Here is a 14,892-nt window from a genome sequence, read left to right on the forward strand (position 1 = left end):
ATCATGGGGCCATGGCTGATGGTTCGAGCACTGGTACTGGATCGTTGTGGCACGGTTTCGCCGACATGGGTGCGGTGACCGCGAGCGGGCCGTTCGTCGTGACCAGGGGAGAGGGTGCGCGGATCTTCGACCGCGACGGCAACTCCTACCTGGATGCGACCGCCGGACTGTGGTTCACCAACGTCGGGCACGGCCGGACCGAGATCGCCGATGCCGTCGCGCGCCAGCTCGGCACCCTCGCGCACTACTCCAACTTCGGTGACTTCGCGAGCGACGTCACCCTGCAGCTCGCCGAGGAGCTCGGCGCCATCGCGCCGGTACCCGGATCGAAGATCTTCTTCACCTCCGGCGGCAGCGACTCCATCGACACCGCGGTCAAACTCGCCCGCCGCTACTGGGTGGAGCAGGGCCGCGAATCCAAGCGGGTCGTCGTCAGCCGCACCAAGGCCTATCACGGGATGCATGCCGCGGGTACCTCGCTGGCGGGCATCCCGCTCAACCACGACGGCTACGGCGAACTCATGCACGACGTCCAGAACGTCGAATGGGACGACGCGAAGAGCCTGCTCGGTCTCATCGAGCGCGTGGGCGCCGACAACATCGCCGCGTTCTTCTGCGAGCCCATCATCGGGGCCGGCGGCATCTATCTCCCGCCGGAGGGCTACCTCGCCGAGGTGCGGGACATCTGCCGCGACCACGACATCCTCTTCGTCGTCGACGAGGTCGTCACCGGCTTCGGCCGCATCGGCGGCGAATCCTGGTTCGCCTCCGCACGATTCGGCCTCGAACCGGACATGATCACCACTGCCAAGGGGCTCACCTCGGGGTATGTCCCGATGGGCGCGGTGTTCATCGCACCGCGGATCGCCGAGCCGTTCTTCGCCGGTGGCGTCTGGTGGCGGCACGGGTACACCTACGGCGGCCACGCGGGCGCGGCGGCGGCGGCCCTCGCGAACCTCGAGATCATCCGGCGAGAGAACCTGCTCGCCGAGGCGACACGGCTCGAGGGCGACCTCGCCGCCGCGCTGTCGCCGCTCGCCGACCTCGACACGGTCGCCGAGGTCCGGACCGGACTCGGCGCGGTCACCGCGGTACAGCTGGCTGACCCCGCGACGGCCCCGGCGACGGTGGTCAAGCTGCGCGAACACGGGGTGAGCACCCGCGCCGCAGGTCAAGGGGCGCTGCAGATCTCGCCCGCGTTCGTGATGACGACCGCCGAGGTCGGCGAACTCGCCGACCGGATGCGCGCGGCGCTGAGCTGACCCTGGGGCGCCCGTTCGTGCTGCTCCCTGAGGAGCGCCTGGAGCTTGCGGAGGGCGCGTCTCGTTCTGCTCCCTGAGGAGCGCATGGAGCTTGCGGAGGGCGCGTCACGAAGGGGCCCGGCTGCGTAGCGCAGCCGGGCCCCGTCGTCGTCTCACATGCGACGGATCAGGCGTTGGCGAGCACCTCGGTGGTCGCGATTGCCTGGGCGACACCGCTGACGATCGACGCGACCTTGAGCGCCTCGAGGATCGCCTCACGGTCGACGCCGGCCTCGCGCAGGGTGTTCTCGTGCGCGGCGACGCAATGACCGCAGCCATTGATCGAGGACACCGCGAACGACCACAGCTCGAAAGCGGCCTTGTCGACGCCGGGGTTGCCGATGATGTTCATCCGCAGGCCCGGACGCAGGTCGTCGTACTTGCCGTCGAGGAAGCCGCGACCCCGGTAGAACACATTGTTCATCCCCATGATCGACGCGGCCCCGAGCGCGGCGTTGTAGGCCTCGGCGGACAGCGTGTCGGCGGCCTCGTCGGCGATCTCGCTGAGCACCTTGGCGTTTCGCGTGGCGGCAGCGGTCGACAGCAGGGTTCCCCAGAGCTGCTCCTCGGTCAGCGCGGTGGTGCGGCTGATCGAACCGAGGTTGAGCTTGAGGTCCTTGGCGTACTCGGGAAGTGCTTCCTTCAGGTTGTCGATGCTCATCTGTTCTCCTCTCAGACGCCGGCCGTCATGAGCTCGCCGGCGTCGATCGTCGGGTCACCCTTCTTCCAGTTGCAGGCGCACAGTTCGTCGGACTGCAGTGCGTCGAGGACGCGCAGGACCTCGTCGACGTTGCGGCCCACGGAGCCCGCGGTGACCGACACGAACTGGATCTCGTTGTTCGGGTCGATGATGAAGGTGGCGCGGTCGGCGACGCCGTCGGCATTGAGAACGCCTGCGGCGGTGGCGAGTTCGCGCTTGAGGTCGCTCAGCATCGGGAACGGGAGGGTCTTGAGGTCCTCGTGCTGTGCGCGCCACTGGAAGTGGACGAACTCGTTGTCCACCGAGGCGCCGAGCACCTGGGTGTCGCGGTCGGCGAACTCGTCGTTCAGCTTGCCGAACGCGGCGATCTCGGTCGGGCACACGAAGGTGAAGTCCTTGGGCCAGAAGAACACGACGCGCCACTGACCGGGGTGATCGTCGGACGACACGGTGGTGAAGTAGTCGTCGGGCTGCTGGGCATTGACCTTGCTGAGGTCGCCACCGATGACGGCGGTGAGGTTGTAGGCAGGGAACTGGTCACCGATGGTGAGCAGGGCCATGTATCGCTCCTTCAGCTGGTGAATGTACGGAATCTGCGCGCGAATGAGTTTCGCGACGTACAGGTACCATCGTGCCGGATTACGGTCGAAAACGAAACGTGATTACTAGCACTACACTGATAAGCATGTCCGATAGAACTTATCAGCCGACCATGGCCGGGTTGCGTGCCTTCGTCGCACTCGCGCATCGACGCCACTTCGGCACTGCGGCAGCCGATCTCGGTGTCAGTCAGCCATCGCTGTCGCAGGCGTTGTCGGCGTTGGAGTCCGGTCTCGGGGTGACCCTCGTCGAACGCACCACGCGGCGTGTCCTGTTGACCGCCGAGGGTGACGAACTCCTCCCGCGAGCGATCGCGGTGACCGAGGCCATGGACGAGTTCACCTCGGCGGCCGCCGGAACGGGCCGACCGCTCAGCGGGCCGCTGCGGCTGGGGGTCATCCCCACGGTGGCGCCCTACGTCCTGCCGACGCTGCTGCGCGGACTCGGGCAACGGCTCCCGGACCTCGTACCCCGGGTGGTGGAGGAACAGACCGCCCGCCTCATCGAACAACTGCGCACCGGCACGCTCGACGTCGCGCTGCTCGCTCTCCCCGTCGACATGCCCGGCATCGTCGAAGTTCCCATCTATCGTGAGGATTTCGTTCTCGCACTCCCGTCCGGTCACGCGCTGGCCGGACGCCGCCGCGTCGATCCCACCGCGCTCGCCGACCTGCCGCTCCTCCTCCTCGACGAGGGGCACTGTCTGCGCGATCAGGCGCTCGAGGTGTGCCGGCTCGCGGGCGTGCGGCCCGATCTGGGTCAGACCCGGGCCGCCTCGCTGACCACCGCGGTGCACTGCGTCGTCGGCGGACTCGGCGTGACGCTCATCCCGCAGACGGCGGTGGCCTCCGAGACGGCGTCGGGTGATCTGGCCACCGCGACCTTCGCGGCCCCGCGGCCGGGGCGGCGGATCGGCCTGGTCTTCCGGGCGTCCGCGCGCCACGACGAGGCCTACCGCGAACTGGGCTCTCTCATCGGCGATCTCGTCGGCGCGACCGGTGCCGTGACCGCGCTCTAGACCGTGCCGCCGGCCATCTCGGCCGCGGCCGCCTGTGCGGCGAGAGCCTCCCACTCGTCGACGAGACTCGAGTCGACCTCGCGGACCATGGTGCCCAGCTCCTCGACGATCCGCTCGATCTCGGGGGTCACGACGCTCGTCGGAACGCCCTGCCGGAGAACGCGATAGCAGTCCGACAGATAGCGCAGCAGCACGCCCTCGCTGCGCGCCAGCCCGTACGCGGAGATCAGCTCGGTGAAGGTCATGGCCTTCTCCAGCATCTCGCGGAGCACCGACTTCGGCGCCGGCGGGAACGACGACACCCACGGGTGCCCGCGACGATAGATGTCGAACGCGGCGTAGATCTCCTCGGCCAGCGGCGGCGGCCAGGTGATCTCCTCCAGGCGCGACATCCGCTCCTCGTACTCGATGCCGTCGGCCTTCATCTCCGCGATCGCGGCGTCGCGCGCGACCTTGCGCTGGGCCAGCAGCAGCGGTCGCGGGTTCTCCAGGGTCGATTCGAGGATGGAGACCACATCGAGTGCGTGAGTGGACGACTCGGGGTCGAGGATCTCGAACGTCGCCAGCGCGAAGGCGGACAGCGGGTTGGTCAACGCGAAGTTCTCCGGCATGTCCACGCTCAGGGCGATGTGCCGGCCGGTGTCGTCGGGTTCGGCGAGTTGCACGACGATGCCCGCGTCCCGGAGCCCCCGATAGAGCTCGATAGTGTGCTTGATGGTGCGCAGCTGGCGGTCGCGCGGTTCGTGATTGTCCTCGAGAAGGTGGCGGACCGCGGCGAAACAGTCGCCCGGTCGGCCGAGTACCTCGAGGAGCATGGCCGTCGTCATCTGGAAGTGGCTGCGCAGGGGCTCGTCGGGCGCATCGACGAGCTGGAGGAAGGTCTTCTCCCCCCACGAGACGAAACCCTCGGGAGGCTTCTTGCGCACCAGCTTTCGGAGCTTCTTGGGATCGTCGCCGGCCTTGGCCACCGCACGGGCGTTCTCCACGTCGTGGTCGGGAGCCTGCGCGACGACGTAGCCGATCGTGTCGAAACCGGCGCGCCCGGCCCGGCCGGCGATCTGATGGAACTCGCGTGCCCGCAGGCGACGGACCCGCCGTCCGTCGTATTTGCTCAGGGCCGCGAACAGGACCGTGCGGATCGGCACGTTGATGCCGACGCCGAGGGTGTCGGTGCCGGCGATCACCTTCAGCAGCCCTTGCTGCGCAAGACGTTCGACCAGACGGCGGTAACGGGGGAGCATCCCGGCGTGGTGGACGCCGATACCGGCGCGCAGCAGTTTGGACAGCGTGTTGCCGAAGCCGGTGGAGAACCGGAAGTCGCCGATCGCCTCGGCGATCGCCGCCTTCTCCGCCTTGTCGCAGATCCGGACGCTGAGCAGCGCCTGCGCGCGCTCCACCGCGGCGGCCTGGGTGAAGTGCACCACGTAGATGGGCGCCCGTCCCCGGTCGACGAGCTCCTCGATCGTCTCGTGGATCGGGGTCATCGCGTAGGCATGGTCCAGGGGGACCGGACGCTCGGCGCCGGTGATCTCGACCGTCTCGCGTCCGGTGCGCCGGGTCAGGTCGTCGACGAAGAACGACACGTCGCCGAGCGTCGCCGACATCAGCAGGAACTGCGTCGACGGCAATTCGATGAGCGGGACCTGCCAGGCCCAACCGCGGTCGGGTTCACCGTAGTAGTGGAACTCGTCGGCGACGAGGGTGCCGATGTCGCTCGCACCGCCGGCGGCGAGGGCGAGGTTGGCGACGATCTCGGCGGTCGCACACACGATGGGCGCGTCGGCGTTGACCGCGGCGTCGCCGGTCAGCAGTCCGACCTGGTCGGCGCCGAACATGGCGCACAGCTCGAAGAACTTCTCGCTGACGAGCGCCTTGATGGGTGCGGTGTAGAACGCACGCTCGCCGCGGCAGCGCGCGAAGTACAGCGCGCCCGCCGCGACGAGTGATTTGCCCGAGCCGGTCGGCGTCGCCAGGATCACGTGGCTGCCGGCGAGGAGCTCGAGAAGCGACTCCTCCTGATGCGGGTAGAGGTCGAGGCCGCGTCCCGTCCACCACTCGGTGTACCGCTCGAGTGCGGTGTCCTCGTCGTCGGTGGGGACCAGGACGTGCGGCGCGGGTATCGGTGCGGTGTCCGGGATCAGATCGGTGATTGCGGACCCTCGTCCCCGGGGCCGGCCTCGCCGTCGCCGGTCTGCTCGGCCAGGAACCGTTCGAGTTCGGCGCCGAGTTCGTCACCGCTGGGCAGCGATTCCTCGGCGGCGAGCAGCGACGAGCGTTCCTGCGCGGCCTGGGTGAACGTGTCGTACTGGGTCTCCAGCGCCGCCACCACGGACTCGATCTCCGAGTTGCCCTCGACCTCGTTGTCCACCTGTGCGCGTACCTTCTCGGCGGCGCTGTCGAGAGCGGCGAGGGGGAGGTCGAGACCGGCGAGCTCGGCGACCGCCGCCAGCAGGCGTGCGGACGCCGCCGGGTAGTTGGTCTGCGCGAGATAGTGCGGGACATGTACCGACAGGCCCGACGCCCGGTAGCCGTGTTCGCCCATCCGCAACTCGAGGAGCATCGACGCGCTGGCGGGCAGCTTCATCGCCGATCCCCACCGGGGCAGGTCACCGAGGGCGTCGGGATCACTGCCGTGCGCCGTGATCGACGGCGGTCGGGTGTGCGGCACGGCCATCGGGATCGCGTTGAGGCCGATGACATCGGTGACGCCGAGTCCGTCGCTCAGGCGTCGGACCGCGTCGACGAACTGCTCCCACCGGAGGTCGGGTTCGGAACCGGCGAGCAGGAGAAAACCCTTGCCCGAGTTGTCGCGGATCGCGTGCAGCGCCAGCGTCGGCATCTCGACGTCGGTGAAGGTCTCGCCGCTGAACGAGATGGTCGGCCGGCGTGACCGGTAATCCATCAGCTCGTCGGAGGAGAAGGTCGCGACCAACTCGGACTCGAGGCTGTCGCGGAGATGCGTCGCGGCCAGCGCGACCGCGTGCCCGGCGTCGGCGAAGCCCTCGAGCGCGTGGATCAGTACCGGACCCGTGCCGTCGGGCCGGGTCACCTGCGGAGCGGGAAAGGCGAGTTCATACAGCGCGTCGTTGCGCGCGGGCTGCTCGTCCACGTCGTCCCTCCTTCTGCTGGCAGCTGTCCCGGAAGAGACAGCTGAACGTCCATTGTCTCGCACCGCACCCGGCGGTGGCCACTCGCCTCGGTGCAACCACCGCGACACACCGGTGATTCCCCCCGTTGGTGTTCCTGTTTGTTGTTCCCCAGGGGTGTGTCCTCGACACCTGGCGGAGACGCCGGTGGCACAGTAGACCGTTGTGATCGAGCCGCATGCGCCCCGACTGCGCCTGTCCCTGCCCGGCCGCCTCGTTCCCGGCACGGTGGCCGGTCTCGTCGCCGCGGCGCTCGTGCTGTCCGCCTGCTCCGTCGGCGGTCAGCCGGAGCCGTCGAGTCCGGACCTGTCCGCGCGATCGGTCGAGGCCGCGGACTTCCCGGACGGCGCCGCGAGTCCCATCCCGACGTCGGCGGTCGCGAACGCCCTGGCCGACGTGACCGGGGCGCCGATGCCCGGACGGACGGGCACCGAGGTGTCGCCGCCGGAGTGTGCACCCGCGTCCGTCCCCGCGGACGGAGCGGTCGCGTTCCTGGGTCCCGGCCCGGGGGAGCGGGCCACCCTCACCTCGGTCGTGGCCGGTGTCGAGACGCCGCTCGACGACGTGGTCGAATTGGCCGAGCGCTGCCCCGAGACCACCACGACCACGTTCGGGGCGTCCTCGACGATCACCACCGAGGTGCTGCCCCCGCCGCCGGCGCCGGACGGGGTCGACACCGCGACGCTCCGCCGCACGATCGTGACCGGCGGCGGTGTCCCGTCCACCACGAGCGCTCTCACGCTGCTCGGCGAGCGGGACGGCGTCCGGGTGTACACCGAATACCGTTGGCCCGCAGCAGGTCCCGTACCTCCCGAAGCGTCCGCCGCGCTCGACACGCTGTTCGGAAAGGCGCTCGCGGCCGCGTTCGGCTGACCAGTACCGCCCTGTGGATGACCTCTCCTGGTTGTCCACAGCGTGTGTCGACCGCCGTTCGAGCGGCTCGGCCACGGGTGACGCTGTCGCCATGCAGATCCTCGAACCGCCACCGCATGGCCCCCACGACCCGACGACGCTGCTCACCTCGATCCCCGCTCGACTGGGGTTCGTCCCCGAGCGGTCGATCATCGCGATCGCCATCGCCGGCGATCGCACGGTGAACGCGACCATGCGGCACGACCTGGCCCTCGAATCCGACGGCAGCCCCACGCGCGAACTGGTCGTCGTCCTCGCCGGACTCGGGGAGATCACGTCCACCTACGGCATCGAGGAGATGCTGGTCGTGATCGCCGATGACCGCTACCCGGCGGACGACCGTCGCTATCGGCGGATCCTCGCGATGAGCGACCGGTACTTCGGCGATGTCGGTGGTGTCGCCGCCGGGTTCGTGGTGCCGGGCTTCGATGCCGGCGTGCACTGGTCGACCATCTGGTGTCCGGAGGACCGAGCCTGGTCGGTCGACGTGTCCGCGGGGTCGGCCGGACAACTCGACGATCCGCACACGAGTCCGACCGCGGTCGCGGAGGCGGTGCGTTCGGGACGGCGGATTCTCGCCCGGCGCTCGGAGATGCGGACGATGCTCGAACCGCTCGACGGCGAATGCGGTCCGGGACGTCCGCTGCCGGACTGTCGGGCATGCCGGGGCATCGACCTGGATCAGAGCGATCTCGACTTGTTCGATCCCGACGAGGAGGACGTCGAGGCCTCGACGCGCGCACTCGACCTGGTCATCAGCGCGATGATCGAAACGGAACAACCACTGGATTGTGGCGAATTGGACCGACTGGAACAGGCGATCCTGCGCCCCGACGTCCGCGACGCCGCGCTCGCCCTGTCGGTCACCGAACTCCGGGGAGCCGCCGAACACCTCTGGCGAGAACTCACCCGGCGGCTGACCGGACGCGGACGGTCCACCGCCGCAACACTTCTCGCGCATCTGCACTACATCGGCGGGGATGGCGCCTACACCGGTGTCGCCCTCGACGTCGCGCTTGCGGGCACGGACACCGACCACCTGGCCACGCTGCTCGACACCGCCCTGCGGGCCGGTGTCCGCCCGGCCAGGCTGTGGGGCACCATCGAGAAGTCCTACGACGCCGCGAAACGCCTCGGCGTCGTCATCCCGGCGGCGACACTGCGTACCGCCGGGTGACCACTGCAGACCTTGCTGTGTCAGACCTTTGCTGTGTCAGACCTTTTCGACGACCTTCTCGACGAACAGCGAGTGCGCCATGTCGGACGAAAGTTCGAGGCCGTCGTGACCGGGTGTGTCGATCGTGATCGTGCCGGCCGTGTTCGACACCGTCACACGGGCGTTGGGAACCACGCCCGCCTCGCGCAGCGCGCCGATCAGTTCGGTGTCGGACTGGGCGTGTTCGGACAGGCGACGCACGATGACCGGCACCGTCTCACCCGGCGGGAGGTCGGCGAGGCGGGTGGCGCCGTCGTCGGAGCTCGGCACCTCCACGCCCAGCAACTCCAGTCCCGGGATGGGGTTTCCGTAGGGCGAGGTCGTCGGGTATTCGAGGACCGCGAGCAGGCGGCGTTCGACGTTCTCACTCATCACGTGCTCCCAGCGGCAGGCCTCCTCGTGGACCTGATCCCAGGGCATTCCGATGACGTCGACCAGAAGGCGTTCGGCGAGGCGATGCTTGCGCATCACCGCGACGGCGAGCGTGCGTCCGCGGTCGGTCAGTTCGAGGTGTCGGTCCCCGGCGACCCGGAGGAGGCCGTCGCGCTCCATGCGGGCAACGGTCTGCGACACGGTGGGACCGGACTGGTCCAGACGCTCGGCGATCCGCGCCCGCAGCGGCACGATGCCCTCTTCTTCGAGATCGTAGATCGTTCGCAAGTACATCTCGGTGGTGTCAACCAGGTCGTTCACTGTGCGCAATCCCTTTCGTCCCCGCCAAGATTACCCTCTTCGGGAGTGGTGACCGCGATCTCACCGCGACCGGGGAGTCCCGGGGCGGCGGTACGTGGCGCGCACTCGTGTCCGACGCGACATCCGTGGCCGCTGCGCGATGTGTACCACTAGCCTGAGGTCGTGATCAACACTACGAGCGCCCGATGACGACGGCCGTCATCTGGAGCGAGGACTTCCTGTCCTACCGATGGGCCCACACGCACCCGATGAACCCGGTCCGACTCGCCCTCACGATGACCCTCGCGCAGAGCCTCGGAGTCCTCGACGACGTCGAGACGATCCCGCCGCAGGCCATCGACGACGACGCCCTGACCGTCGTCCACAGCCGCGACTACATCGACGCGGTCCGTGCGGTCGGTTCGGGGACGGCGTCGCTGTCGGGGCCGTTGCTCGAGCGGTTGTTCGGCCTCGGCGACGCCGACAACCCGGTTTTCACCGGGATGCACGAGGCCGCGCGCCTGCTCGTCGGCGGCACGCTGGCCGCGGCGCAGACGGTCGTCTCCGGGGCGGCGACGAGAGCGGTCAACATCGGCGGCGGCATGCATCATGCGATGCGCTCGCGCGCCGCCGGATTCTGCATCTACAACGACTGCGCCATCGCGATCAGATATCTGCTCGACCACGGCTTCGACCGCATCGCCTACATCGACGTCGACGCCCACCACGGCGACGGCGTCCAGGTCGAGTTCGCCGCCGACCCGCGGGTGATGACGGTCTCGCTGCACCAGCACCCGGCGACCCTGTGGCCCGGCACCGGATGGCCGACCGAGGTCGGGGACGGCGACGCGGCGGGCAGCGCGGTCAACCTGGCCCTCATGCCCAACACCGAGGACCGGTTGTGGCTGCGCGCCTTCCACGCCGTGGTGCCGTCGCTGATCGCCGAGTTCCGGCCGCAGATCATCGTCAGCCAGTGCGGTGCCGACAGCCACCGCGCCGATCCGCTGACCGACCTCTCGCTCACCGTCGACGGACAGCGGGCGGCGATGATCGCCATGCGCGACCTCGCCGACAAGTACTGCGAGGGCCGCTGGATCGCGGTCGGCGGCGGTGGCTACGGCGTCGTCAACGTGGTGCCGCGCAGCTGGACGCATCTGCTGGGCGTCGCCCTCGGTCGCGAGGTCGACGTATCGTCGGTCATCGACGAATCCTGGTGTGCCACAGCCGAACAGATCTCCGAGCAGGTGCACTCCGACTATGCCGCCCCGCCCGTTCGGGTCATGGGCGACGGGGGCATCGTCGACTACCAGCCGTGGGCCGGCGACGCCGGCCAGGAACCACCCGACGGTGTCGCGGCCAACGCCCAACGCCAGACCGACCGCGCGATCCTCGCCACCCGACGCGCGGTCTACCCGCTTCACGGTCTCGACCCGGAGGACCCCCGTGACTGACGACACCTCGACCGCCGACGCCACCGCGCCCGCAGGCACTCCCGCCATGGCCGATCAGCCGGAACCGCGTAGCCCGTGGGATTATCCGCGGCACTGGATCGCAGATGTGCTGGCCTCCGATGGCGGCGTCGTGCACCTGCGACCGATCGTGCCCGACGACGCCGACCGCATCGTGGCCTTCCACTCCAAGCTCTCCGAGCGCACCCGGTACATGCGGTACTTCGGTCCGACTCCGACCCTGCCGCCGCGCGAGGTGGCCCGGATGACGACCGTCGACCACCAGCAGCGTGTCGCGATCGTCGCCGAACTCGGGGGCGAGATCATCGCGGTCGGCATCTACGAGGGTCTCGGCTTCGACGGCAAACCCGAATCGGCCGAGGTGGCGTTCGTCGTCGCCGATGAACACCAGGGCCGCGGCCTCGGACCCATCCTGCTCGAACACCTGGCCGGTGCGGCGGCGGAGAACGGTTTCACCCGTTTCGAGGCCGAGGTCCTCAGCGAGAACCCGAACATGGTCGCGGTGTTCCGCGACGCGGGGTATCAACTCGCACGGAGCTTCGACGGCTCGACCGTGCACGTTGAGTTCCTCATCGACCCCACCGAGGCGCTGCTGTCGGTGCGCAACGCCCGTGAACGCGCGTCGGAGGCCCGCAGCGTCGCCAATCTGCTGCGACCCGCCTCGGTCGCGGTGATCGGGGCCTCGACCGACCCGAACAAGGTCGGAAACGCCCTGTTGGCCAACATCATCGCCGGGGGATTCACCGGGCCGGTGTTCCCGGTCAACGGCCCCGCCCGGGTCGAGGAGGAGCCCGAGCCGGGACGGCCCGGTGTCGGCCGCGAACCGACGCCGGCGCGTCGTCGCACCCGGGAACGACCGCCGTCGGTGCGGGGGATCCGGGCCTACGAGACCGTCCGCGACATCCCCGACCCCGTCGACCTCGCGGTGGTCGCGGTGCCGGCCGCGCGCGTCGACGACGTGCTCGACGACTGCCTGGTCAAGGGTGTGCGCACGCTCGTCGTGGTGTCGTCGGGCTTCGGCGAGTCCGGCGAGGAGGAGGGCCTCGAGAACGAGCGCCGCCTGGTCGCCCAGGTCCGCGAGCACGGGATGCGACTGGTCGGGCCGAACGCGCTGGGCGTTGCGAACAACGACCCGGCGGTCGCGCTCAACGCGACCCTGGCGCCGCGCATCCCGGCCGCCGGCCGGGTCGGGTTCTTCTGTCAGTCGGGCGCCCTGGGCATCGCGATCCTCGACACCGCGGCCCGTCGCCAGATCGGCCTGTCGACGTTCGCCTCGGCCGGCAACCGCGCGGACGTGTCCGGCAACGACCTCCTGCAGTACTGGGACACCGACGCCACCACCGACGTCATCCTGCTCTACCTGGAGAGCTTCGGTAACCCGCGCAAGTTCTCCCGGATCTCGCGGCGGGTCTCACGCTCGAAGCCGATCATCGCGGTAAAATCCGGCCGGGGTGCGATGACGCCGGTCCGGGCGGCGCGCTCGGCGGCCACCCTCGACGACCAGATCGCCCGCATGATGCTCGAACAGGCCGGCGTCATCCAGGTGGACACGATCCCCGAGTTGTTCGACTGCGCGGCCGTGTTCGCCTATCAGCCGCTGCCGCGCGGCCCGCGCGTCCGCATCATCGGCAATTCGTCGGTGCTGGGCAGCCTGGCGGCGGACACCGCGCGCAACGGCGGCCTCGAGGTCGTCGACACCGTCGATCTCGGTGCCGGCGCCTCGGAGGAGGAGTTCGAGTCGACGGTCTCGGCGGCCATGGCCGACCCGGGCGTGGACGGGATCATCGTCGTGTTCGTGCCGCCGGTCGCGGTCGGGGCCGACTGGCACGCCCGGGCGCTCATGGCGGCGGCCAACACCCCCGACGCCGACGCCGACAAGCCGATCGTCACGACCTTCCTAGCCGTCGACGGCATCCCGCCGGGGTTGACTCGGCCCGGCCCGAACGGCATGCCGACCAAGGGGTCGATTCCGTCGTACGGCTCGCCCGAGCGCGCGGCCGCCGCACTGGCGAGGGCGTGGCAGTACGCCCGGTGGCGCCTGCGGCCGGAATCGGTGGTCCACCGTCCCGACGGCACCGATCCCGAGGCCGCGCGGATGTTCGTGCGCGAGGCGATGGTCGGCGACGGTGCGACCGGTCGTCCCGCCGAGCGGTTGCTGGGGCATGTGGAGTCGGCGAAGCTGTTGCGCTGGTACGGGATCGACGTGGTCCCGTTCCGCGAGGTGACCACGATGCACGAGGCATCCGCGGCGGCCCGTGAACTCGGGCTGCCGGTGGCGGTGAAGGCGACGTCGGACAAGTGGCGCGGTCGTCTCGACCGCGAGGGCGCGCGCCTGGACCTACCCGACGCGACGACGGTGGTGACGGCGTTCGCCGAACTGACCGAACTCACCGGCGACCGCGTGCTGCACGTGCAGAAGATGGCGCCGAAGGGCGTCGGTACGGTCATCCGGGTGCGCGACGATCCGTCGTTCGGTTCGGTGATGTCGTTCGGTCTGTCCGGGCGGACCTTTGACCTGCTGGGCGACCACGGTTACCGCGCCGTCCCGCTGTCCGAACTCGATGCACGGGAACTGATCGAGGAGCCGCGTTCGGCACCGCTGCTGTCGGGCTACCGCGGGGAGGAGCCCGCCGACAAGGAGGCGCTCGCCGATCTGCTGCTGCGCATCTCGACGCTCACCGACGACATCCCGGAGGTCCGCGAGGTGGTCTGCGATCCGATCCTGGCCTCGGTCGACGGCGCGGCCGTTCTCAATGCCCGGATACGCGTGGGCCCGGTGCCCGACAGGCGGGACACCGGACCCAGGCGACTCGGGTGACCGAGTGGACTCAGTGAAGGAGGCGGCGGAGCGTGCGGGGACGCTCAGCTGGCGTAGGCGCGCAGGCGCTCGGCACGGTCGCCGTGGCGGAGCTTGCCCATGACCTCGCGCTCGATCTGGCGCACGCGCTCGCGCGACAGCCCGAACATGCGGCCGATCTGATCCAGGGTGCGCGGCTGGCCGTCGTCGAGGCCGTAGCGCATCCGGATGACCTGCTGCTCACGCTCGTCCAGCGTCGCCAGGACGGCGCGGATGTCGGAGTGCAACAGGCCGGCGATGACGGCGTTCTCGGCGGAGGTGGCCTCGGCGTCCTCGATGAAATCGCCCAGGGGAGCTTCCTCGTCGCTGCCCACCGGCATGTCGAGGCTCACCGGATCGCGGCTGTGGTCGAGCAGGTCGGCGATCTTCTCCGCGGGGATGCCCGATTCGTTGGCCAGCTCGTCGTCGGTCGCTTCGCGGCCGAGCTGCTGGTGCAGCTCGCGCTTGATGCGGGCCAGTTTGTTGACCTGCTCCACGAGATGGACGGGGAGCCGGATCGTGCGGCTCTGGTCCGCCATTCCGCGGGTGATCGCCTGACGAATCCACCAGGTGGCGTAGGTCGAGAACTTGAAGCCCTTGGCGTAGTCGAACTTCTCCATCGCCCGGATCAGACCGAGGTTGCCCTCCTGGATCAGGTCGAGGAGAGGCATGCCGCGGCCGGTGTAGCGCTTGGCCAGCGACACGACCAGGCGGAGGTTCGCCTCGAGCAGGTGGGCCCGGGCGGCCTCGCCTTCACGGACGATGACCGCGAGGTCACGCTTCTTGGCCGCGGACAGCCGCTTCTTGGTGGCCAGAACGTGTTTGGCGTAGAGCCCGGCCTCGATCTGCTTGGCGAGTTCGACCTCCTGCTCCGCGTTGAGAAGGGCGGTGCGACCGATTCCGTTCAGATAGACACGGACCAGATCCGCCGCTGGAGACTGGGCGTCGAGATCCTGTTCGGTCATCGCCGGCCGGGTACCCGGAGGGGTGACTTCGGCGAAACCTTTGGTCGGGGTCGAACG

General features: G+C 69.4%; 12 protein-coding genes. 6 read left to right on the forward strand and 6 right to left on the reverse strand.

Annotation, left to right across the window (positions count from 1 at the left end):
- Window positions 1-11 precede the first annotated feature (11 nt).
- Window positions 12-1,262: an aminotransferase class III-fold pyridoxal phosphate-dependent enzyme gene (locus QAD21_RS10685; RefSeq protein ID WP_065628911.1), complete on the forward strand. Its 1,251-nt coding sequence runs from the start codon at window positions 12-14 to the stop codon at window positions 1,260-1,262.
- A gap of 166 nt (window positions 1,263-1,428) precedes the next feature.
- On the opposite strand, the gene QAD21_RS10690 is transcribed toward QAD21_RS10685, so the two are convergent.
- Window positions 1,429-1,962, reverse strand: a complete 534-nt coding sequence (locus tag QAD21_RS10690; RefSeq protein WP_065628910.1) for an alkyl hydroperoxide reductase — start codon at window positions 1,960-1,962, stop codon at window positions 1,429-1,431.
- Between the two features lie 11 nt (window positions 1,963-1,973).
- Window positions 1,974-2,561, reverse strand: a complete 588-nt coding sequence (locus QAD21_RS10695) for a peroxiredoxin (protein WP_058250204.1) — start codon at window positions 2,559-2,561, stop codon at window positions 1,974-1,976.
- Window positions 2,562-2,686: 125 nt separating this feature from the next.
- On the opposite strand from QAD21_RS10695, the gene QAD21_RS10700 reads away from it, so the two are divergent.
- Window positions 2,687-3,619, forward strand: coding sequence for a hydrogen peroxide-inducible genes activator (locus QAD21_RS10700; RefSeq protein WP_247451979.1), 933 nt, complete (start codon window positions 2,687-2,689; stop codon window positions 3,617-3,619).
- On the opposite strand, the gene QAD21_RS10705 is transcribed toward QAD21_RS10700, so the two are convergent.
- Window positions 3,616-5,739 (reverse strand): DUF3516 domain-containing protein, encoded by a 2,124-nt coding sequence (locus QAD21_RS10705; protein WP_280361673.1) that lies wholly within the window; start codon window positions 5,737-5,739, stop codon window positions 3,616-3,618. The two genes, QAD21_RS10700 and QAD21_RS10705, sit on opposite strands and share 4 nt — an antisense overlap.
- 17 nt (window positions 5,740-5,756) lie before the next feature.
- Window positions 5,757-6,728: a PAC2 family protein gene (locus tag QAD21_RS10710; protein WP_280361391.1), complete on the reverse strand. Its 972-nt coding sequence runs from the start codon at window positions 6,726-6,728 to the stop codon at window positions 5,757-5,759.
- A 238-nt stretch (window positions 6,729-6,966) separates the two neighbouring features.
- On the opposite strand from QAD21_RS10710, the gene QAD21_RS10715 reads away from it, so the two are divergent.
- Complete coding sequence (locus tag QAD21_RS10715; protein ID WP_280361675.1) at window positions 6,967-7,638, forward strand: hypothetical protein; 672 nt, start codon at window positions 6,967-6,969, stop codon at window positions 7,636-7,638.
- A 91-nt stretch (window positions 7,639-7,729) separates the two neighbouring features.
- Complete coding sequence (locus QAD21_RS10720) at window positions 7,730-8,854, forward strand: DUF4192 domain-containing protein (RefSeq protein WP_280361393.1); 1,125 nt, start codon at window positions 7,730-7,732, stop codon at window positions 8,852-8,854.
- 36 nt (window positions 8,855-8,890) lie between these two features.
- Here QAD21_RS10720 and QAD21_RS10725 read toward each other — a convergent pair whose 3' ends face one another.
- Window positions 8,891-9,586: a metal-dependent transcriptional regulator gene (locus QAD21_RS10725; protein ID WP_065628906.1), complete on the reverse strand. Its 696-nt coding sequence runs from the start codon at window positions 9,584-9,586 to the stop codon at window positions 8,891-8,893.
- Window positions 9,587-9,771: 185 nt separating this feature from the next.
- Here QAD21_RS10725 and QAD21_RS10730 point away from each other — a divergent pair, with 185 nt between their 5' ends.
- Entirely contained in the window at window positions 9,772-11,016 is a 1,245-nt protein-coding gene (locus QAD21_RS10730; RefSeq protein ID WP_065628905.1) for an acetoin utilization protein AcuC, read from the forward strand.
- A 46-nt stretch (window positions 11,017-11,062) separates the two neighbouring features.
- Window positions 11,063-13,852, forward strand: a complete 2,790-nt coding sequence (locus QAD21_RS10735) for a bifunctional GNAT family N-acetyltransferase/acetate--CoA ligase family protein (protein WP_226514220.1) — start codon at window positions 11,063-11,065, stop codon at window positions 13,850-13,852.
- A gap of 44 nt (window positions 13,853-13,896) precedes the next feature.
- On the opposite strand, the gene QAD21_RS10740 is transcribed toward QAD21_RS10735, so the two are convergent.
- On the reverse strand, window positions 13,897-14,835 hold the full coding sequence (locus QAD21_RS10740; RefSeq protein WP_175401036.1) for a sigma-70 family RNA polymerase sigma factor: 939 nt from the start codon (window positions 14,833-14,835) through the stop codon (window positions 13,897-13,899).
- Window positions 14,836-14,892 lie beyond the last annotated feature (57 nt).

The sequence above is a fragment of the Gordonia sp. SMJS1 genome (genome assembly GCF_029866425.1).
Taxonomy (GTDB): Bacteria; Actinomycetota; Actinomycetes; order Mycobacteriales; family Mycobacteriaceae; genus Gordonia; species Gordonia hongkongensis.

Coding starts and splice junctions, on each gene's coding strand:
- QAD21_RS10685 (WP_065628911.1), top strand. CDS start 12: ATGGCTGATGGTTCGAGCACTGGTACTGGATCGTTGTGGCACGGTTTC.
- QAD21_RS10690 (WP_065628910.1), bottom strand. CDS start 1,962: ATGAGCATCGACAACCTGAAGGAAGCACTTCCCGAGTACGCCAAGGAC.
- QAD21_RS10695 (WP_058250204.1), bottom strand. CDS start 2,561: ATGGCCCTGCTCACCATCGGTGACCAGTTCCCTGCCTACAACCTCACC.
- QAD21_RS10700 (WP_247451979.1), top strand. CDS start 2,687: ATGTCCGATAGAACTTATCAGCCGACCATGGCCGGGTTGCGTGCCTTC.
- QAD21_RS10720 (WP_280361393.1), top strand. CDS start 7,730: ATGCAGATCCTCGAACCGCCACCGCATGGCCCCCACGACCCGACGACG.
- QAD21_RS10730 (WP_065628905.1), top strand. CDS start 9,772: ATGACGACGGCCGTCATCTGGAGCGAGGACTTCCTGTCCTACCGATGG.
- QAD21_RS10735 (WP_226514220.1), top strand. CDS start 11,063: ATGGCCGATCAGCCGGAACCGCGTAGCCCGTGGGATTATCCGCGGCAC.
- QAD21_RS10740 (WP_175401036.1), bottom strand. CDS start 14,835: ATGACCGAACAGGATCTCGACGCCCAGTCTCCAGCGGCGGATCTGGTC.